This is a genomic window from Gracilimonas mengyeensis, assembly GCF_900182705.1.
GTDB classification, from domain to species: domain Bacteria; phylum Bacteroidota; class Rhodothermia; order Balneolales; family Balneolaceae; genus Gracilimonas; species Gracilimonas mengyeensis.
Genome location: NZ_FXTP01000002.1, coordinates 120,016 through 140,140, shown reverse-complemented (window position 1 = coordinate 140,140; position 20,125 = coordinate 120,016). Strand labels below are relative to the sequence as shown.

The 20,125-nt window shown below is 45.6% G+C and carries 19 protein-coding genes and 1 tRNA gene; 12 read left to right on the top strand and 8 right to left on the bottom strand.

Features of this window, described 5'->3' with window-relative positions:
• The first annotated feature begins 262 nt into the window (after window positions 1-262).
• Window positions 263-1,408, top strand: a complete 1,146-nt coding sequence (locus tag FN815_RS02955; RefSeq protein ID WP_142453119.1) for a baeRF7 domain-containing protein — start codon at window positions 263-265, stop codon at window positions 1,406-1,408.
• A 112-nt stretch (window positions 1,409-1,520) separates the two neighbouring features.
• Here the strand turns inward: FN815_RS02955 and FN815_RS02950 are convergent, their stop codons facing one another.
• From FN815_RS02950 to accD, 5 genes are all read right to left on the bottom strand, one after another.
• Entirely contained in the window at window positions 1,521-2,738 is a 1,218-nt protein-coding gene (locus FN815_RS02950; RefSeq protein ID WP_142453118.1) for a sensor histidine kinase, read from the bottom strand.
• A 169-nt stretch (window positions 2,739-2,907) separates the two neighbouring features.
• Window positions 2,908-4,038 carry a DNA-processing protein DprA gene (gene dprA / locus FN815_RS02945; protein WP_142453117.1) on the bottom strand — a complete coding sequence of 377 codons (1,131 nt, stop codon included), beginning with the start codon at window positions 4,036-4,038 and terminating at the stop codon, window positions 2,908-2,910.
• The gene (gene obgE / locus FN815_RS02940) at window positions 4,010-5,011 is read right to left on the bottom strand and encodes a GTPase ObgE (protein ID WP_142453116.1); all 1,002 of its coding nucleotides are present in this window, start codon (window positions 5,009-5,011) and stop codon (window positions 4,010-4,012) included. Before obgE ends, dprA begins: the two co-directional genes overlap by 29 nt.
• Before the next feature lie 36 nt (window positions 5,012-5,047).
• A complete protein-coding gene (locus tag FN815_RS02935; protein WP_142453115.1) occupies window positions 5,048-7,222 on the bottom strand; it encodes a S9 family peptidase in 2,175 nt (724 codons plus the stop codon).
• A gap of 52 nt (window positions 7,223-7,274) precedes the next feature.
• Entirely contained in the window at window positions 7,275-8,120 is an 846-nt protein-coding gene (gene accD / locus FN815_RS02930; RefSeq protein WP_142453114.1) for an acetyl-CoA carboxylase, carboxyltransferase subunit beta, read from the bottom strand.
• A gap of 863 nt (window positions 8,121-8,983) precedes the next feature.
• On the opposite strand from accD, the gene FN815_RS02925 reads away from it, so the two are divergent.
• The 5 genes from FN815_RS02925 (at window position 8,984) to FN815_RS02905 (ending at window position 13,202) form a co-directional block, all read left to right on the top strand.
• Window positions 8,984-9,637 (top strand): LuxR C-terminal-related transcriptional regulator, encoded by a 654-nt coding sequence (locus FN815_RS02925; protein WP_142453113.1) that lies wholly within the window; start codon window positions 8,984-8,986, stop codon window positions 9,635-9,637.
• Between the two features lie 129 nt (window positions 9,638-9,766).
• Window positions 9,767-11,770, top strand: coding sequence for a S9 family peptidase (locus FN815_RS02920; protein ID WP_221930223.1), 2,004 nt, complete (start codon window positions 9,767-9,769; stop codon window positions 11,768-11,770).
• 352 nt (window positions 11,771-12,122) lie between these two features.
• Window positions 12,123-12,599, top strand: coding sequence for a hypothetical protein (locus FN815_RS02915; protein WP_246075127.1), 477 nt, complete (start codon window positions 12,123-12,125; stop codon window positions 12,597-12,599).
• 82 nt (window positions 12,600-12,681) lie between these two features.
• Entirely contained in the window at window positions 12,682-12,936 is a 255-nt protein-coding gene (locus FN815_RS02910) for a type II toxin-antitoxin system Phd/YefM family antitoxin (RefSeq protein WP_142453112.1), read from the top strand.
• A gap of 2 nt (window positions 12,937-12,938) precedes the next feature.
• Window positions 12,939-13,202 carry a type II toxin-antitoxin system RelE family toxin gene (locus FN815_RS02905; RefSeq protein ID WP_142453111.1) on the top strand — a complete coding sequence of 88 codons (264 nt, stop codon included), beginning with the start codon at window positions 12,939-12,941 and terminating at the stop codon, window positions 13,200-13,202.
• Window positions 13,203-13,279: 77 nt separating this feature from the next.
• On the opposite strand, the gene FN815_RS02900 is transcribed toward FN815_RS02905, so the two are convergent.
• The 3 genes from FN815_RS02900 to FN815_RS02890 form a co-directional block, all read right to left on the bottom strand.
• Window positions 13,280-13,534: a DUF2442 domain-containing protein gene (locus tag FN815_RS02900; RefSeq protein WP_142453110.1), complete on the bottom strand. Its 255-nt coding sequence runs from the start codon at window positions 13,532-13,534 to the stop codon at window positions 13,280-13,282.
• Between the two features lie 8 nt (window positions 13,535-13,542).
• On the bottom strand, window positions 13,543-13,812 hold the full coding sequence (locus tag FN815_RS02895; protein ID WP_142453109.1) for a DUF4160 domain-containing protein: 270 nt from the start codon (window positions 13,810-13,812) through the stop codon (window positions 13,543-13,545).
• A gap of 75 nt (window positions 13,813-13,887) precedes the next feature.
• Window positions 13,888-13,961 (bottom strand) — tRNA-Met (locus tag FN815_RS02890).
• Window positions 13,962-14,205: 244 nt separating this feature from the next.
• Here FN815_RS02890 and FN815_RS02885 point away from each other — a divergent pair.
• From FN815_RS02885 to FN815_RS02860, 6 genes are all read left to right on the top strand, one after another.
• Window positions 14,206-14,409 (top strand): hypothetical protein, encoded by a 204-nt coding sequence (locus FN815_RS02885; RefSeq protein ID WP_142453108.1) that lies wholly within the window; start codon window positions 14,206-14,208, stop codon window positions 14,407-14,409.
• 281 nt (window positions 14,410-14,690) lie between these two features.
• Entirely contained in the window at window positions 14,691-16,157 is a 1,467-nt protein-coding gene (proS, locus tag FN815_RS02880; protein WP_142453107.1) for a proline--tRNA ligase, read from the top strand.
• Between the two features lie 310 nt (window positions 16,158-16,467).
• Entirely contained in the window at window positions 16,468-17,970 is a 1,503-nt protein-coding gene (locus FN815_RS02875) for an NAD(P)H-hydrate epimerase (protein ID WP_281286761.1), read from the top strand.
• 7 nt (window positions 17,971-17,977) lie between these two features.
• Window positions 17,978-18,385 (top strand): VanZ family protein, encoded by a 408-nt coding sequence (locus FN815_RS02870; protein ID WP_142453105.1) that lies wholly within the window; start codon window positions 17,978-17,980, stop codon window positions 18,383-18,385.
• A 99-nt stretch (window positions 18,386-18,484) separates the two neighbouring features.
• Entirely contained in the window at window positions 18,485-19,141 is a 657-nt protein-coding gene (locus tag FN815_RS02865) for an energy transducer TonB (protein WP_142453104.1), read from the top strand.
• 126 nt (window positions 19,142-19,267) lie between these two features.
• On the top strand, window positions 19,268-19,921 hold the full coding sequence (locus tag FN815_RS02860) for an energy transducer TonB (protein WP_142453103.1): 654 nt from the start codon (window positions 19,268-19,270) through the stop codon (window positions 19,919-19,921).
• Window positions 19,922-20,125 lie beyond the last annotated feature (204 nt).

Here is a 20,125-nt window from a genome sequence, read left to right as displayed (position 1 = left end):
CGTTAAATGCGTATTTACCGGCGGAGTTGTTAGCCCCAAATATCCAAGCTCCCGCCCGATATTACAAGTAAGTATTCAGGCTGTTCACGAATAGAACTTCTATATATTTCGTTACAGCTTGCCGCAAAATTTCTACACTATGTCTTTACTTTCACCCCAAAACACTATTAATTATTGAGACTATTGTCCATATATGGAACAATATCAGGCTATTTGTGTTGTGTTACATACAATACACTAAGAAAAAACAAAGGAGTTATTCATGAGTGTCGTAAATAGAGAAACAATTGAAAAACTGATCAGCGAAACTGGAGATTCCAATATCTCCATATTTATTCCCACGCATAAAAAAGGGGAAGAAGCCAAACAGGATTCCATCCGGCTGAAGAATATCCTTCAAAAAGTGCGTAAGGACTTGCTTGAAGATGGCTGGAAGGAGCCCGACGTTGATGAGCTCTTTAAAAAAGTGCATGCTAAAACGGAAGAAAATCAATTTTGGCTGCATCAGGACAAGGGATTAGCTCTGTATATAAACGATCATTATTTCGACTTTTTCAAGATACCGGTAAGTCCAGAAGAAAATTATTATATCGCTGAAAACTTCTTGATAACCCCTTTGCTTGAACTCCAGAATCACCACGGTGTGTACCATGTACTGGTATTAAGCCAAAGTGAAACAAAGATGTTCAATATTGCTCCGGACACCACTACCAAAGTACCCTTTGAAAGTGTACCCACCAGCATGGAAGAGCATTTAAAATATCACGAGCATGAACGATCGGTGCAGCATCACACGGCCACATCAGGCGGGCGCGCGGTATTCCACGGACAAGGAGCCGACGTGGATGAAAACAATAAAGAGCTCGAACTCTTTCTCAAGCATATCGAAAATAAGGTTACCAAATACCTTAAGAAGGTAAACGGACCGCTCATCCTTGCCGGACCTGATAAGCTGGTGTCGTATTACAAAAAATGCAATAAGTACTTTAATGTACTGGATGAAACACTATCAGGTAATGCCGACGATAAATCCGTGAAAGAAATTGAAGATGAGTCGTGGGAGATTGCCAAGTCTTACTTCAAAGAAGAGATTGAAAGTGATATCGAGCGCTTCAATAACCTGAATGGAAGTGAACTTATTTCTACTGATGTTTCTGACATTGTGAAAGGCGCTTATTATGGAAAAGTAGATACGCTTTTCGTGCCAATGGGCTTTCGCCAGTTTGGTGTGTTTGATACCGATGAGAATGAAGTGCAGATATCGGATCAGATGAATGGCAGCACTATTGATTTAATCAACTATGCAGCCGTAAGCGCTATACGCACAGGCAGTACGCTCTATGGACTGCCACAGTCAGAAATACCTAATAGTTCAGGATTGGCAGCTATTTACCGATATAAAACCTAATGGTCAGTCTTTGAAATAAAATACCGGTTCCGGGGAGCCAGGTACTACGTTTTTGCATTACTGCTTTGAGATGCATCAACACCTGCCGGAACCGGATATTCTTTTTAATTCGTTACGTTAATGGATATTTGATATCCAATTTACATCCTTCCCCTTCCTCACACTCAATACGTAAAGTCCCTTCAGCTTTTCTCACTAATTTAGCGGCTATAGTCAATCCTGCATCATACCCTCTTTCATCCTGCAGATGACGACCATTAATAAGATCTACTGACTGAGTCAGTGCTTCTATTTTACTGTTATCGACTATTTCGCCGGTATCTTTAACGGTAATCAATAAAAAATCACCCGAAGCATTCAAATCGTATTCAAGGCGAACCATAACCATCCCATCCTCTGGTGTGAACTTAAGGGCATTGGCTATGATGTTGCCAGCCACTTGCAGCAATTTGGCTTTAGGAAAAGGAATATCTTCATGCTTTGAGTGGTGGACGATCGTTAAATCAATTTCTTTCTCAATAGCCAAAGGGGTGTAAAGTTGTTCAAGTTTGGCTTTTAATGTCCTCAAGCTAAATTCGTGTGCTTCAGGTTCGCGGTTTTGGCCTCTTTTCTTTTTCTGAGCCAACACGTCATTTACTTTTTCAATGATGGCCTCTCCGCCTTCATGAATCATTTCAATCATCTCCAACACGCTGTCCATTTCGTTATCTTCGCCTTGCTCACGAATCATATCAGACAAACCAATAATGCCCCCTACAGGGCCTCTCAGGTCATGGCTCAAACTTCTGCGCAGAGCTACTTCATCATCTACTTTTTTCCTCAATTCATTTTTTTCCTTCAGGTTGATAATACGTTCCACCACCTGTACAGCCACCAAGGCGAGCATCTCCTTTTGATCAACAGAAAACTGCACAGATCCTGCACCGAATAGGGACAAAGTTCCAATATTGTAGCCATTTGGGATGTTGAGAGGCACCCCATAATAACCGGTGATCTCTGGATGTTCCTCAAAAATGGGCAAGCCTTTTACTTTCTCGTTAAGGCGATAATCCTCTAATTCAAAAGGCTCATTGCTCATAATCGTGTATTGGCAAACTGAATTCTCCCTCCGCTGTTGTCCCACAGCAAAACCATAAGCTGCTACCGTCCAAAGGATGGTTGAATCGATAAGATTTATTTGCGCCTTTTCTACCCCGCCAATTTTAGCGGCCAGCTTGGCAAAATCATATAACTCTTCACCCAAAGCCGAATAGTCAACATCCAGATCAGACAGTTCTCTAAGGCGTTCGTATTCCTTTTCCGGAACAGGAGTAAGCACGTTTACTTCCATTATTCACCAACTTCTACAAATTGAAACCTAACATTATTGCCTACAATATTAGATTATTTTAATGATTTAGCAATTGTCTTCCTGCCGCACCTTACTATTGCTAACACAATCTGTTATCGGTTGTAGCTCCATAAACTTAAAAGACTGGTTTTCCATTTTTTGAGCGTGCTTATTTGAGCTCAAACACTTTCCCCGCTTTTTGCAATACAATGCCCTCCATTTCAAGCTGTAATAAGGCTACCAAAAGCTGACTGGTTTGCATTCCCACTTCTTCGCTTAGTGCATCTACCTGCCAGGGCTTACCCTCCAGCACTTTACAGATTTTTTGAGCATCAGCATCCAGCTCAGCTTCCCGCCAGCTTTTCTTCTGTGTTTCTTTTGGGATTGATTCTTCGGCTCTATTTGCCCATTCCATTGGCAGTTCCTCAAAAATATCATCGGGCGTTTGCACCAGTTTGGCTGCCCCGCGTTTGATCAGGTAATTGCATCCCGTTCCCGACGGGTTCCCTAAAGGATGAGGCACGGCAAAAACCTCCCGATTTTGGTCCAGGCCAAGATCTGCCGTAATCATGCTCCCGCCTTTTATTCCTGATTCTATCACCAGCACCCCATGGCTCAGACCACTCACAACGCGGTTCCTGACCGGGAAATTACCGGCATCGGGTTTGGCTCCCGGCGGAAATTCTGTAATTACGGCCCCTCCCGATTCAACGATCTGCTGTGTCAGCGGTTTATGTTTAGCAGGATAGATCCAATCGATACCCGAACCCAGCACCGCTACTGTTGCTCCATTTTTACTTAGTGCTGATTTATGTGCGATAGCATCAATCCCATACGCCAGACCACTATACACGCACAAGCCCTGATTTACCAAAGCCTCACTAAACTTTTGAGCCATGTTGCGACCATACGCTGAGGTATTCCTTGTTCCCACAACCGCCACTCCCGGTTTGGATAAGGCCTCAGGATTACCTTTGATCCACAACAATATCGGTGGGTCGTAAATCTGTTTGAGTAATGGAGGGTAATTCTCGTCGGCAAGCGTGATAATCTGGGCACCCACCTGTTCGGTTTTAGCTAAGATTTCATCTACTTCATCCCAGCCATCAAAAGAAAGCAAAGACAAGGCTGATGCTTCTCCTATCCCCTCTATAGACCTTAATTTTCGTTTTCCAAGATGAAAGATTTCAGCGGGATCTTCCACCTGTTTTAGCAAATTCAATACCCGCCGGCACCCGAACCCCGGTATCAGGCTTAATGCTATTAGTACCCTACGTTTCTTCGTTGTCTTTTCTGTCATATTGAATCAATTCCCAAAGTTTCTCCCTCAGCTCGTCAACGCCGTGCCCCGTGGCAGCTGAAATAGGAATTACGGGAATTTCATCATCAAAGTGAAGTTCTTCTTCGAGCTCGTAGCCTTCTTTTAAATCCATCTTGGTGATGGCAAGTACGCGCGGCTTATCCAATAAATCTTTGCGGTAGCTCTTCAGTTCATTGAGCAAGGCTTTGTATTCATACTCAATATCACCCATAACGCTCACCATGAACAGCAGCACATTATTACGCTCAATATGGCGCAGAAACTGAATCCCAAGTCCTTTGCCCTCATGTGCTTCTTCAATAATCCCGGGGATATCGGCCATCACAAAACTGCGGAAATCTTCAAATTTCACCACACCAAGATTAGGCTCCAAAGTAGTAAATGGATAATCGGCAATCTTTGGTTTGGCATGTGAGAGGGCTGAAAGCAAGGTACTTTTACCTGCATTGGGAAAACCCACCAGGCCTACATCGGCCATCAATTTCAACTCCAATTCAACCACCCTTTCCTCACCCGGTTTGCCTTCCTGAGCGTGTTGAGGCGTCTGGTTCGTAGAACTGCGGAAATGCCAGTTTCCCAATCCGCCTTTACCACCTTCGGCAATCACCAATTTCTCTTCGTGCTCGGTGATTTCTCCTAAACGCTCTTTGCTATCAGCATCAAAAACTACGGTACCCAGCGGTACTTCCAGTATCTCATCTTCTCCATCAGAACCGGAGCTTCGCTGTTTCGCACCATCTTGTCCGCGTTCTGCTTTGATATATTTGCGATAGCGCAAATCCAGGATCGTGTTGAGCTGCTCGTTTCCAACCAAAATAACATCACCGCCCTTGCCGCCGTCACCTCCGTCAGGACCTCCTTTGGGCACGTACTTTTCCCTGCGAAAGTGAAGCGCACCATCGCCCCCACGTCCGGCAGTTACATAAATTTTAGCGTAATCGGCAAAGCGCATTGTGTGATTTTTTATTTATGATTGATTATTGATGATTTATAGGTTTTCCAGGATGAAATCAGACATCAGGCGGTACAAATGGTTTCGCGTATTTCCGCCATAAATGCCATGATTGCGGTTCGGATAAAACATCGTTTCAAAATCCACATCGGCAGCAACCAGGGCATTCACCATTTCCACCGCATTCTGGAAATGCACATTGTCATCACCGGTACCATGTACCAGCAAATAATTTCCTTCAATTTGATCGGCCTTCAGCAGAGGAGCTCCCGAATTGTAACCTTGTGGATTCATCTGAGGAGTCTGCATAAACCGCTCTGTGTAGATGGTATCATACAACCGCCAATGCGTAACCGGAGCTACTGCGATGGCGGTACTAAATACATCTGCTCCTTCGGCCAGGGCCAGCGAAGACATATACCCGCCGTAACTCCATCCCCAAATGCCCACACGGTTTTCATCTACATAAGGCAATTTCGCCACTTGCTGAGCGGCTGCAATTTGGTCGGCCGTTTCAAACTGTCCTAATTTCTTATACGTCTGTTTCTCAAAATCTCTGCCCCGAGCGCCGGTTCCACGGTTATCTACGGAAAGAATGATGTAGCCTTGGTTGGCCAAAAACTGGTGCCACATACCCCGCTGACCACTTTCAAAACGCCGGGTCACCGTTTGGCTTCCCGGACCTCCATACACATACATCAACATGGGATACTGTTGGGTGGAGTCAAAGTTTGCCGGCTTCATCATGTAGCCGTTTAAACTGGCTCCGTTTACATCCAGCGTCAAAAATTCTTTATTGATGAAAGCATATTCATCCAGCATTTCTGCCAGTTCGCTGTTTTGCTCAATCACCCGCACCTTTTTTCCATTCTGGCGATACAGGGTAACCACCGGCGGCTTGTCGTAATCCGACCAGTTATCAATGTAATATTTAAAATCCCGGCTCATGTTGATGCCGTGCCAGCCTGCTTTCTCGGTCAGTTTTTTCTTACGATCCCCATCAACCCGAATACTATATAAATGCCGTTGCAGTGGGGATTCTTCCGTACTCACATAGTACAGACGATAGTTGTCTTCATTGTGGCCAATCAGGTTCGTGACCTCCCACTCGCCGCGGGTGATTTGCTCCAGTTCCTCGCCCTGCATATCGTAGAGATACACGTGATTGTAGCCATCTTTCTCACTGGTGGTGATAAACTGTTTTCCGTTTTCCAGGAAATAGAGGTTATCATGCACATCAATCCAGGCATCACTTTCTTCCGTCAGCACCACTTCAGATTCGCCGGTCTCGGCATCGGCAAATAGCAGTTCCAGTTTGTTCTGCAAACGGTTCATTCGATAAAAGGAAAGCAGGTTATTATTACGTGTCCAGTTTACACGGGGGATGTATTGGTTGTCTTCCTCTCCCACATCCATGGTTACGGTTTCTCCGTTGCAGATGTGATATACATGAATGGATACGATGGAATTCTGCTCACCGGCTTTGGGATATTTAAACCGCACCTGTTGCGGATATAATCCGCCCCAGCCGGTCATAAAAAACTCTTTTACCCGCTCCTCATTGAAACGATAAAACGCAATCCGGTCTCCATCGGGCGACCAAAACCATGCCTTGGCAAAACCGAATTCCTCTTCATATACCCAGTCGGCTGCTCCGTTGATAATCTTATTGAATTCGCCGTCAGAGGTAATCTGAGTTTCCTCTCCTGTTTCCAGATCAACCCAAAACAGGTTGTTGTTACGCACAAAAGCCGCACGGTCGCCGGCAGGAGATAGCTCAGCGTATTGCTGCTTCTCCTCACTATCGGTGAGCTTAATCAGCTCCTCCTGATCAATGTCATACACATAATAATTTTCGCGGGTACTGCGGCGCCAAATCTGTTCAACATCTGTTTTTAGAAGCAGCTTGCTCTCATCGGCGGAAAACTGGTAGCCTTGCAGGTTAAAGGGGCTTTCTCCATCGGTTCCGGTAAAATTACTTCCGTCAAAAAGCACTTCTTCCTCTCCGTCAACAATATTGTAGCGCACAATCTGATTGTCACGGGTAGCTGAGTAATATTCTCCATCATTCATCCATCGAATATTCTCCACGCTATTGGGCGCAAAGGTATCATCAAATAAATGATCAAAGGTGATGGGTTTCTGCTGTTGGGCAACAGTGGCCACTGAACACAGAGCCAGTATTAGAACAGTAAGTTTTAATGCTTTCATAGAGTAAAAACCGGGTTAATGGAAAACCGCTAACTGGCAGCGGAGGTGAGGGCTAATTTTTTTGAAGCGTTAGCTTGAGCAACTTTGTGAGCTTGGACTTCATTTTGGTTCGCGGAACAATGAAATCCAGGAAACCATGCTCCAACAGGTATTCAGCTGTTTGGAAGCCATCTGGCAGATCACGGCCAATGGTTTGGCGGATTACACGCGGCCCGGCAAATCCAATGAGTGCACCAGGCTCGGCCAGGTTAAAATCACCCAGCATAGCATAACTGGCGGTAACGCCTCCGGTGGTAGGATCGGTCATATAAGAAATGTAAGGCACGCCGGCTTCATCCAGTTGGGCAAGTTTGGCCGAGGTCTTGGCCATCTGCATCAGGCTGAGCACGCTTTCCATCATGCGGGCACCGCCGGTTTGAGAAATAATGATCAGCGGGAATTTCTTTTCACGGGCATGATCAATGGCAATACCCAATCGCTCGCCTACTACAGACCCCATGCTGCCGCCAATAAAAGAAAAATCCATGCAGCCCACTACAATATCCAAACCGTTCATTTTGCCTACACCCACACGGGCGGCATCGCTGAGGCCGGTTTTATCCTGGTATTGCTCCAGGCGGTCTTTGTATTTCTTGCGGTCTTCAAACTCCAGCGGATCGGTAGGCTGAATTTCCTGGCCAAGTTCTTTGAACTTGCCTTCATCAAATAAAATCTCAAAATACTTCTCGCTGCCTACGCGAAAATGGTAGCCACTGAGCGGATCAACCCAAAGGTTATCCTCCAGTTCTCGCTTGTGGATGGTTTCACCCGTAGTGGGCACTTTTACCCAAACGCCTTCCGGCATTTCTTTGCGGGTATCGGTTTGGATGTTTTCGTCTTTGCGTTTAAACCAGGACATAAGCTTTGATTTGTGAATTTTTCAGAACGACAAAATAAAGATTCTCCCACTTAATTCTGAATCTGTTTTAGGAGACTTCCATGGCTTATTAAGATAAAACAACCTAATAATGTTCCATTTTATTGGCGGTGATTGGGTTTGTGAAGGAGAGGACCGAGGTGAGGTCGAGGTACAGGGCAGGAATTTACTCACAAACTAGATTATTCCATTAGCCATCGCATATCACTGTTAGGTCCATCGATCATTCGTATATCTGTTAAATGAAGCTTTCCGTCAGACTATAGCAACCATTGGTGCGCCATCTTTCCGACCTCCTCTGGCTCCTCCTTCTCAAGGAGGAGAACTCTTTTAACTGATGAGAAGTACAATCAAGGTTTCAATCTTAATCATGTTTCTTAAAAGCCTCTCCTTGCGGAGGAGAGCGTTGGTGAGGTCGAAGATTTAGGCATGTGGATAATCACCACTTCATCAGTTTCTATTTTTTTTAAAACGTTTAGGATACTATCGCTTTGGCACCAACACCTCTCACAATCAGTGCAGGAACTAACTGCACTGATTTATCTCTCCTCAAGGAGAGACTTTTCGAAATTAGATTATAGCTGTGATACTTATACTAAGCTGTCGTGCTAGAATTCCACTACTGATAAGTCCTCCCTTGAGGGAGGTGCTCGGTTTTGGCCCGTCAAAACCTGCGGAGGGTGTTTGTGCCCAAGACAAATACTATCTAAATCACAACAAAATTCATCACCCCAAATAAAACTGGCAAACTTGCCCCTTTTTTAACTACATTATATATCCTTATCCATTCAAATTGGGTTGGGGATAACCATTTGCACTGTTTTCATTGTTCCTGGGGAGGTACTATGAACGCTATCACAACCATAGTTGCGGACGGCAATGAAATTTTCCGCTACGGGCTCAGTTCCATTTTACGTGAACAGGAAACGTTCACCATATGTAGTGAAGTGGATAACGGGGCGCTCGTACTTACCGCTTTTGAAAGCGTCAAACCCCAGCTTTGTATTCTCTCTTTCCGCATGCCAGAAATGGAAGGCATCATTATTGCCAAAAAGATCATCGATAAAAACCCCGATGCCAACATCCTATTGCTGGCCGATGATACCCGCCAAAAAACCCTCAATGAATTTTTGGACTCGGGGGCCTTTGGGTTGATTCATAAATCTGCCCATAGTCTGGAACTGATTGATGCCGCTAAAAAGGTGGCCGCAGGAGAACGGTTCATTGGTAAGCAATTCTCCAAAATGATGACGGAGGAATATATGCGCCTGGCCCGCAAGAAGAAGAACCCCGATCCGGTTAAATCCATCACCAAAAGAGAGCGTGAAATTTTAGCGCTGCTCACCGAAGGCCTTACCAGTCCGGAAATTGCCAAAAAGTTGTACATCAGTCCCCGCACGGTTGACAAGCACCGCACCAACCTGTTGAAAAAATTAAAGCTGAAGAACACAGCCGCCCTCGTTCGCTTTGCCATGGAAAACGAACAAGCCCTGCTTTAAACTCCCCTCCCTCCACAGAGTGCAAAAGCCTGTAATACTTTACGGCACCAGAGCAGAATTCTATTATATTCCGCTTGCCCGGATGCTTTAATAACCTCGGGCGCATAACTTTTCACCAACATCACTTCTATGTATTCCAGATACTATCCTCTACTGCTGCTTTTGGTCTGCTTTATGTTTGTTGATTCCCCGACCACCCTTGCCCAAACGGAATCCGAACCCTTGAAAATTGAAGATTACTTTAAACTCAAATCGGTGAGCGATCCCGTTATCAGCCCGGATGGAAAATGGGTGGCTTACACCGTTACCGAAACCGATTATGAAGAGGACGAATCAGAAACGCGTATCTGGATGAGCCCTGTTGATGGCGGAGATCCATTGCCTATGACTGCCAAAGGTTCTTCAGCCAGCAGTCCTCAATGGAGTCACGACGGCAAATACCTTTCATTTTTAGCTTCGAGGGGTGATGATGATCCGAAAACACAAGTGTGGGTGCTGGATCGCAGAGGAGGCGAAGCACAGCAATTTACCGATATCAAACAAGGCGTATCCGGTTATGAGTGGTCGCCCGACGGCAGCCGCCTTTTGCTGATGATCAAGGACGCAGAAGAAGAATCCAAACGGCCTCAACCTCACGTAATTGACCGTCTTCAGTTTAAGCGGGATTATGTAGGCTACCTCGACCGTCGACGTACGCATATTTACACCTTCACCCCGGGCGATACCGCTGCTGTGCAAATCACCTCAGGAGACTTTGACGACTCCTCTCCCACCTGGAGTCCCGACGGAACCCAAATTGCCTTCGTAAGTAACCGTACTGACAATCCCGACGGCAACTCCAACAGCGACATCTGGATCGTGGATGCCGACAACACGAACAAAGGTGAAGAGCTAATCCAGGTCACCACCAATCCCGGTGGTGACTACTCCCCGGCCTGGAGCCCCGATGGCAAACACATTGCCCATATTTCTGTGATTGACACCAGCGTGATTTGGTACGCCACCAACGACCTTGCTCTCTCCGAAGCAAAAGAAAACGGCGAGATGCGCGTACTCACGGCCGACCTGGATCGCAATATTTCCTCTCCGCAATTTTCCGATAACGACAACAAAATCTGGTTTGAACTGGAAGATGCCGGTGAAACCCAGCTGGCTTCTATCAAACCAAACGGACAAAATTTGGAACGCGTACTGTCTGGTGATCTCACCATCAGCGGCTTTGATCTCCACAACCAAATGATTGCCACCCGGCAAGGAACCTTCAATCAACCTGATGCTATTTATATACATAAAGGCGATCAGAAGTCGAAGCTCACTTCAGTGAATGAAGAACTCCTCAGCCAGAAAGAACTTGGCGAGATGGAAGAAATACGGTTTGAAAGTGAAGACGGAACCATGGTGGAAGGATTTCTTCTGAAGCCGGTTGGATATGAATCCGGCGAGCGCGTTCCCACCATATTGTGGCTGCACGGCGGACCGGTTGCCCAATACGATCACAGTTTTGATTTTACCCCGCAATTGTTTGCAGCCAACGGATACGCGGTGCTACTCATCAACCCACGAGGTTCTTCCGGTTACGGGCAGGATTTTTCTTCCATCCTGTTTGCCGACTGGGGCAACAAGGATTTTGAAGATGTGATAGCCGGGGTAGATCACGCCATTGAAATGGGCGTGGCCGATCCGGAAAAGCTGGGCGTGGGCGGATGGTCATACGGCGGCATTCTCACCAATTATGTAATCACGAAAAGCGACCGATTTGAAGGCGCCATATCGGGAGCCAGCGAAACGCTTTACCGTTCAAATTACGGCCATGATCACTACCAGCTTACTTGGGAAAAAGAGCTGGGCCTGCCCTGGGAAACCCCCGAGAAATGGGAACGCATCTCCCCGTTTAATGATGTAGACAAAGTAACCACGCCTACGCTATGGATAGGTGGCGCGGAAGACTGGAACGTACCCATCCTGGGCTCCGAACAAATGTACCAGGCCATGAAACGCCTCGGCCTCGAAACGCAGCTGGTAGTATATCCCGGCGAACATCATGGCATCCGCACCCCCACCTTCCAAAAAGACCGCTTTGAACGCTTCTTAGGTTGGTTTGATACATATGTGAAAGGCGAAAAGGAAGAATAAGAATCTACCATCAACAGACCTCCAAGGTTTCAAAACCTTGGAGGTCTTATATGGACAAAGAGATGAACTACGTAATTTTACGTACAAAAATTACGTAAATCCCCTCATTGACGAGCCCACGCTTTCCGTGTATGTTTTAGATGCAAATGGGGTAATAGCCGTCTGTAGATGATATCTGCCGTCTTCCATTGAGTTGGAAGGCGGTTTTTTTATGCAAATGATTTATTGTATGCCGTTCTTTTTCTTTTATCGACCAGAGTGCCATCTTCTTTAATATTTCTCGTATTGGTTGATTCAAAAAACTATATTGAGCCTTCGTTTTTATACCTGCCATCACTCCAAAAAAATCGCTATGAGAACGCTATATACACTTCTATTTTCTGCTGTTTTAATGTTACTAACCGTCATTTCAACCACCAACGCCCAGGCCCAGTCTGCCCCCGGTCATGGTAAAAACTTTGGTGTTGGGGTGATGTTGGGTGAACCCTCCGGCGTTACCGTCAAAAACTGGTTCAGCGAACGTTCTGCTTTTGACATCGGGGCCGCGTGGTCGCTCACCGGCCGCAATGAGGCCATCCACATGCACGCCGATTACCTGATGCATTCCTGGTTTCCTGAAAACGACGGTGTTGCTTTTTATTACGGCATTGGCGGGCGCGTCATCTTTGCCGACAATCCCACCGCCGGTGCCCGCATTCCGCTGGGACTCACCTACGTATTTACCAACGTGCCCCTCGATATCTTTGTAGAAGCCGTTCCTATCCTCGATCTCGCCCCTGATGTGAAATTTGCAGGGAATGGCGCTGTGGGGTTGAGGTATTATTTTTAGGGGGATCTGTTAATCCTACCACAGAAATTACATTGAACATTTTGTACATTATGTACATCTTGTACGTTTAAATCACTTTGCTATGGATGTAAAAACAGTAAACAGTGCCAGTGCCCGCAAATCTTTTTCCGAATTGCTTAATGAAAGTGGTTATGGAGGGAAACGCATTGTAGTGACAAGAAAAGGAAAAGCTATAGCCGCCATGGTTTCCATCCAGGATCTTGAAGCCATTCAAGCATTGGAAGATAATAAAGATGCCTCAGAGGCGAAGCGTATTCTAGAAGATGCGGAGAGTGAGTTCATACCTTGGGAGCAGGCTAAGAAAGAACTATCCTGAGCATGCGTTGGGAAATTCAAATTGAGCGCAAAGCCCAAAAAGCGCTGAAGAAGATTTCCGAGCCTTATAAATCAAACATTATTGAGGCAATAGACGAACTGGCTAAAAATCCCAGACCATCCAGCTGTACAAAATTAAAGGGAGTTGACAACCTTTGGCGAATACGCATAAGTGATTACCGCGTGGTATATCAAATCAAAGACGATAGGCTCCTGATTTTGATTATCCGCATTGGGCATCGCAGGGATATTTATGAAGGGCTTTAGCACCTCGATATTACGATATATAACAAAAAAGCCCGACTCGTTTCCGAATCGGGCTTTCTGAAAGTTCTTATACTGCTTCATTTAGAAACAACCAACGGCTCACTTTTATAATAGAGCATATCGTAAGCTAAATCCTGCCCATGTGGCCAGGCGATGCTGCCATTTTCCACATATACTTTTTGAAAATATTCGATGTCTTCCAATTCTGAAAAGAAATTCTTCAGGTAAGGGGTGATATCAAAGACGCGTTCTTCCCCATTTTCGAAGGTTAAAAGCAGGGTGTGATCTTTTTGTGGAGTTGCTTTAGTGATTTTTGGTCTTGTTTTTTCCATTGCTTCGATTATTTGAGTGGTTCAATATCTTTAATTGGAAATCCTTTTGAAGCCATTTCCCAATTAGCCATCAACTCATCTTTGTGTATTTCAATCCATGCTTCGACCAATTTCAGCTTATTACTTTTCAGCTCACCTGCCAATAACACTCCTGTAGGAATTTCGATAACTGCCTCCTGATCAGAATATCTGGCATGAATGTGAGGTTTGCTATGCCGCTCTTCATCGAAGAAGTACATATAAATTATAATTCCATAAAATGAAGAAATTGCTGGCATTATTTTGGAATCAATTTCTAATGAAAATAAAAAAAGCCCGACTCGTTTCCGAATCGGGCTTTGTAGTTCTTTATGTACCGTGGGACGGAATTGAACCGTCGACCTCACGATTATGAGTCGTGCGCTCTAACCATCTGAGCTACCACGGCATCCTAAATTTCAAAGGAACCAAATATACGGGTTTTCCTACCAAAGGGTAAAACATTTTTTTGGCTGAGAATAATCGGATTTTTTGGACCACGGGTTTTGGATTTGGTTTGGCCATATTGGGTTGTGTAGACAGAAGCTACAAACACATTCATTGCCCAATTTTTGATAAATCATTTTTTGCCTCTGGAAATATCGCGGCAAAAATTTTTCGTTGCTTGTTAAACACCCCGGGTTGCGCCCGGCATGCGCATTTCCTCAAATAAACATCCCAACGGGCTTACCCGGGGCTACCAACATGTGACTCCTACGGAGTCGCCCGATTTGCTGAATATGATAAACGAGCAAACAATACGTAACGGGTGTTCTCTCAATAAAGCCCTGCGTAACAACGCTCAAAAGCCCCTTGAAAACTTTCTGTTTGACGAGTTTCGGCCCCGTACCATCTAAAAGAAAAAACCCTCTTCCCGAAACGAGGAGTTCAAGTTTTCTTGAGTTTTTGGTTCGTTTTGGGTCAAGCCAAAATGAACAAGGAGGGTGCCAATGCCTCAAATGCTCTCCCCAGCAATTTGGAACCGGAGGTTCCGGAAGGCATTACGAACGAGAAGTTCGCAACGAGTGACAACGAGCCTCCAACTACAAGTTTAAAGAAATTCAGCTGCCCGCCCTTAATCTCTACGCTACATTTCTTAACTTCCATGCTTCAAGGAAAATCAATCTAAAACAGGTTCATGGCTAAAAACATTACTTCTCAGGAAAAAGATTATTCACAATGGTATCTGGACGTGGTCCGCGAAGCCAAACTCGCCGAGCACTCGCCCGTGCGCGGAAGCATGGTCATTCGACCGAACGGTATGGCGCTGTGGGAAAACATGAAAGGCGCCCTCGATCAGATGTTCAAGGATACCGGCCATGAAAATGCCTACTTCCCGCTGTTTATTCCCAAATCCTTTCTTTCCAAAGAAGCCCAGCACGTGGAGGGCTTTGCCAAAGAATGTGCCGTCGTAACCCACAGCCGACTCAAAAGTGTGGACGGCGGCGTGGAAGTAGATCCCGAATCCAAGCTGGAAGAAGAGCTGATTGTACGCCCTACTTCCGAGACCATTATTTGGGACACGTATCGTAGCTGGATTCAATCCTACCGTGATCTGCCCATTCTGGTGAATCAGTGGGCAAATGTGGTTCGCTGGGAAATGCGCACCCGCCTGTTCCTTCGCACCATGGAATTCCTGTGGCAGGAAGGTCATACCGCCCACGCCACCAAAGAGGAAGCGGTTGAAGAAACCCGGCAGATGCTGGACGTATATGCCACTTTCGCGGAAGAATTCATGGCCATGCCCGTGCTGAAAGGCGTGAAAACGGAAAGCGAACGTTTTGCCGGTGCCGTGGAAACCTATTGTATTGAAGCCCTGATGCAGGATGGCAAAGCCCTCCAGGCCGGCACCTCCCACTTCCTGGGACAGAATTTTGCCAAAGCTTTTGATGTAAAATTCCAGGATAAAGACGGCGAGCACAAACTGGTATGGGCTACCAGCTGGGGCGTATCCACCCGACTTATTGGCGGGTTGATTATGACCCATTCCGACGACCAGGGACTGGTACTTCCTCCAAAACTGGCACCTACGCAAGTGGTGATTGTACCTATTTATCGCAGCGATGAACAGCGCGAAGCCGTACTGGAATACGCCGACGGCATTTATGAAGAACTCACAGAACTGGGCGTACGCATCAAAGTAGACGACCGCGACAACCAGAATCCCGGGTACAAGTTTGCCGAGCACGAAGCGGCCGGCATTCCTCTGCGTATTGCCGTAGGACCCCGTGACCTGGAAAACAACAATGTGGAACTGGCCCGCCGCGATATCCTTGAGAAAAACATAGAAAGCCGCGAAGGCCTGGGCGAGCGCGTACACAAACTGCTGGATGATATTCAAAACGAATTATTTGAAAAGGCCAAAAAACGCCGCGAGGAGATGACTTCCGAAGTGGATTCTTACGATGAATTCAAGGAAGTGATTGAAGACAAAGGCGGTTTTGTATGGGCCCACTGGGACGGCACAGCGGAAACCGAAGAGAAAATCAAAGAAGAAACCAAAGCCACTATTCGCCTCATTCCACTGGAAGATGGAGAGGAAGGCGAATGCATGGTCACCAGAAAACCCTCGAAGCAAAAAGTACTGTTTGCCCGGTCTTATTAATAAACTTAATAAACCGCTAAGGACGCAAAGAGCGCGAAGGTAAATGAAATTGCAAAACAATTTTTGCATGCATCTGGTTAATTGATTGCATGTATTTTTACCGGATTTTAGAGGAGTCCTCCCTTGAGGGAGGTGCCCTGGTTTTGACTTGTCAAAACGGGCGGAGGGTGTTCGTGCCAAGGATAAATATGGTTTTAAATTGGAAGAAAAAGCCCTTGGCACCAACACCTCTCCCGGCTAAAGCCGTACTCTCCTCAAGGAGAGACTTTTTCTTGCTTAAATAATTCTTTAGAGATTTATATCACATTTTATGCTCAACATCCCGCATCAATATTACTTATGCACTGCCGAACAATCCCGGTTTATGGATAAGCAGACCATCAACGAGTTTGGGATTGACGGTTTCACCTTAATGGAAATCGCTGGTACGCGTGCAGCAGATTTTATCCTGTCAGAAATTCCCAACAGCTCGCACGGACTGTTTTTTTGCGGGAAAGGCAACAACGGAGGCGATGCCCTGGTGATTGCACGGCTGCTTTCACAGCAAGATTACGATATCACGGTTTGTTTTCTATCCAGACGGGATGATTTAAGTGCCGATGCTGGCAAGAACCTGAAGCTACTACAAAAGCTGGACGTTGAAATTGAGATTTTGGATTGGGATGATTTCACCCTGAATAAAACGGAATATGATTTTGTAGTAGATGGCATGTTAGGCACTGGGCTGAATTCTGATGTCCGAGCACCTTACTCGGATGCTATCGAATGGCTGAACAAGCAGGATATTCCAACTTTTGCATTGGACGTACCCACCGGCCTCCATGCCGATTCCGGCCGTATTCTGGGAACGGTGGTTCAAGCTGATTTCACCTTGAGTTTTGGCGCTTTGAAAACCGGTTTCTATTTAAATGAAGGATTTGATACAGCTGGCGAGGTTATCCTATGCGAACTTTCTTTCCCCAATAAATACAAGAAACCAACGGCTTATTTAATTGATGAGCCCTGGGTTGAAGCCAATTCACCATCAACCCAAACAAAAAAACACAAGTATGATGGCGGGGTGCTGTATATCGTAGCCGGCTCGGAGGGATTGACCGGAGCAGGGATATTGGCAGCCAAAAGTGCGTGGTCGGCCGGATTGGGAGCTGTGGTGCTTATCACCCCAAAAGGATTGCTGGAAATTTACGAGAAGCAGTTGATACAAATCATCAAGAAGCCGGTAGGCAGTAGAGATGATATGTACTTTAAGGAATCACATGTGGAATCAGTTTTGGACATCCTGCAAGGGAAACCAGGCAAACTGCTTATTGGTCCGGGGCTGGGACGCCAAAAAGAAACTATCCACTTCACCCAAAAAATACTGCAACAATTTGGCGGCGATGCAGTTATTGATGCCGATGCATTGTTTGCCCTTTCACAATGGGAGAACTGGGAGAAACCGGAAGAAGCGCACTGGATTTTGACCCCGCACCCTGGCGAACTAAAAGGCATTGCGAAACAGGAGGTAAATGACGACTTTGAGCGCTTTCAAATTGCATCAAAGCTCGCTCAACAAGAAGACTATACCATATTGTCAAAAGGGATGCCATCTATTGTAGCAACAACTAAGGAGACGCCATATATGACAGGATATGATACCCGTATCTTTTCCCGCGCCGGTTTCGGGGACGTGTTAGCCGGTAAAACCGGGGCTTTCTGGCTGAAATATGAAGCTTCGGAGCTTGCATGTTTTCATGCACTTTTGGACGGGCATCAAAAAACCATGGAAAGCGATAAACCTACGGGCCAACTTGAGCCGCTTGATATCATCTGATTTTTAAATGAAGAAACAACCAAAATTTTCTTTCCGCTCGGCCAGGCTCTACCTGTTTCTGTTGACAGCCTCCACCTTGCTTATTCTCTTTGGCACGTTGTTTCCGGTAGATCGCCATATGCCCCGCTCTTTTTTAGGGTATGATAAAGTCATTCATTTTCTCATGTTCGGAGCATGGAGCTTCCTGTATGGCATTGTACGTTTTTTCAGGGGACACCTAAAGCTTTACCCTGTACTGATTTGGGGAACCATTTTTGGATTATCGGTAGAAATACTGCAGCATTTTTTACCAACCAACCGTTCTTTTGAGTTAATGGATCTTGCAGCCGACCTGGCCGGCACCTTCGTTGCCATCGGTATACTTTATCTTCTTGAGCGGCAATTTCCCTGGTTTAGGAACAACCAAAAGAAGTAATCCTAAGCTTTTTCCAGCTACTTTTCTTTTTTGCCTGCCCACCAAAGGTTCTTTTTTATTATTTTAATAGAGGCTTTGTCAATCATCAGGGCAAATACCATGCGCAAAAGAAATAAAATTACCGATTATGCTTGGCCATATGCTATCAGGGTGGAAACAGGCGTTATACTAACGCTTCTTTTTTTGATTGGTGTGACCAATGTTCACTTACCAGAACGATACTCAGCGCCCGTTGTTTACGGTGAAAGTGATGAAGCGGCCTTAGTGCTGCCCTCCACCATTGCTGTACAAAAGACTCTTCCCAAACCACCTCTTGCACCTGAAGTTCCTATTACACTGCCCGACGACCGCCCACTTGAGATACCGGAACTATATTTTCCGGAAGTAACCCGGCAAAGCAACATTGAAATCCCAAAACTTGCCCGGGAAATTGAGATTGAAGTGGATTACGACAAGCTCAGTAAAATTGAGTTACTGCCCCAGATGGTAGGCGGCGAAGAAGCCTTCAGAAAGAGTATCCCTTACCCCGAATGGGCCAAAGCAGCAGGCATCGAGGGCATCGTTGAAGTAGAATTTACCGTGGATGAAAATGGCCGGGTACTGGAACCAGTTATTACACGCGGGATAGGCGGCGGATGTGACCGTGCGGTACTTAAAGCCATCAAAATGCAACGCTATAAACCCGGTAAAAAGGCTGGCAAACCGGCTCAATTCAAAATCAAAGAAACCGTTCAATTCATTCTTTTACGCGGCTGAGAGACCCTGTTAGAGCATTCTATTGTTTCAATAGTTAAAAAGTATGGATATGGACTTGCACACAAACGATAAATTACCGTTCTTTTTTCCTTGTTAGTTATCCATAAATAATGTCGTATTTGAATTATGATAAATGAAAGAAAATCCCCTAAAGCGGATCTCAAGAAATCATATACTGTCTATTTAGAGGCAGGCTTGATTCTTGCACTTCTGGTGATGATCCTCGCTGTTAAAGTAAATATAGAAGACGAACCCCCTCAGGTTGTAGAACTTGATGAGCAGGAAGTAGTAGAGATGGAAGAAGTAGTCCAGACCAAGCAAATTGAGACACCTCCTCCACCTCCACGACCTCCAGTTCCTGTGGAAGTTCCTAATGATGAAATCATTGAAGATGAAATCATTGACTTAGATGCTGAACTGGATATGAACCAACAAATGGATCTGCCACCCCCTCCTCCTGAAGAAGAGGAAGAAGAGGACTTCTTTGTGGTAGTAGAACAGATGCCTAAGCTTATTGGCGGAATGGCTAAACTTCAGGGAAGTGTTAGCTATCCTGAAATGGCACGACGCGCTGGTATTGAAGGCCGTGTTACAGTTCAGTTCATCGTAAACGAACAGGGCAATGTTGAAAATGCCCGTGTAGTTCGTGGTATTGGCGGTGGTTGTGATGAAGAAGCGCTCAAAGCTGTTAAACAAGCTGAATTTGAGCCAGGTATGCAGCGCGGACGTCCCGTTCGTGTACAGTATGCACTATCCATCAACTTCCGTCTGGAAAACTAATTCATCTACGAAGTAGTAATTTTGAAGGCGTGGCCATTGGTCACGCCTTTTTTTATTCACCCAATTTTCCCCTTCCGCTGCCTTTCCTTCTGCTGTCTGTTCTGTGACTAAAACCCAATGGAATAATTCACTTGAGAAGCCGTTAAAACCCTATTATGTTACAGAAAAACGCTTCCAGCATTATTTTTGTTGGAGTATTAAGTA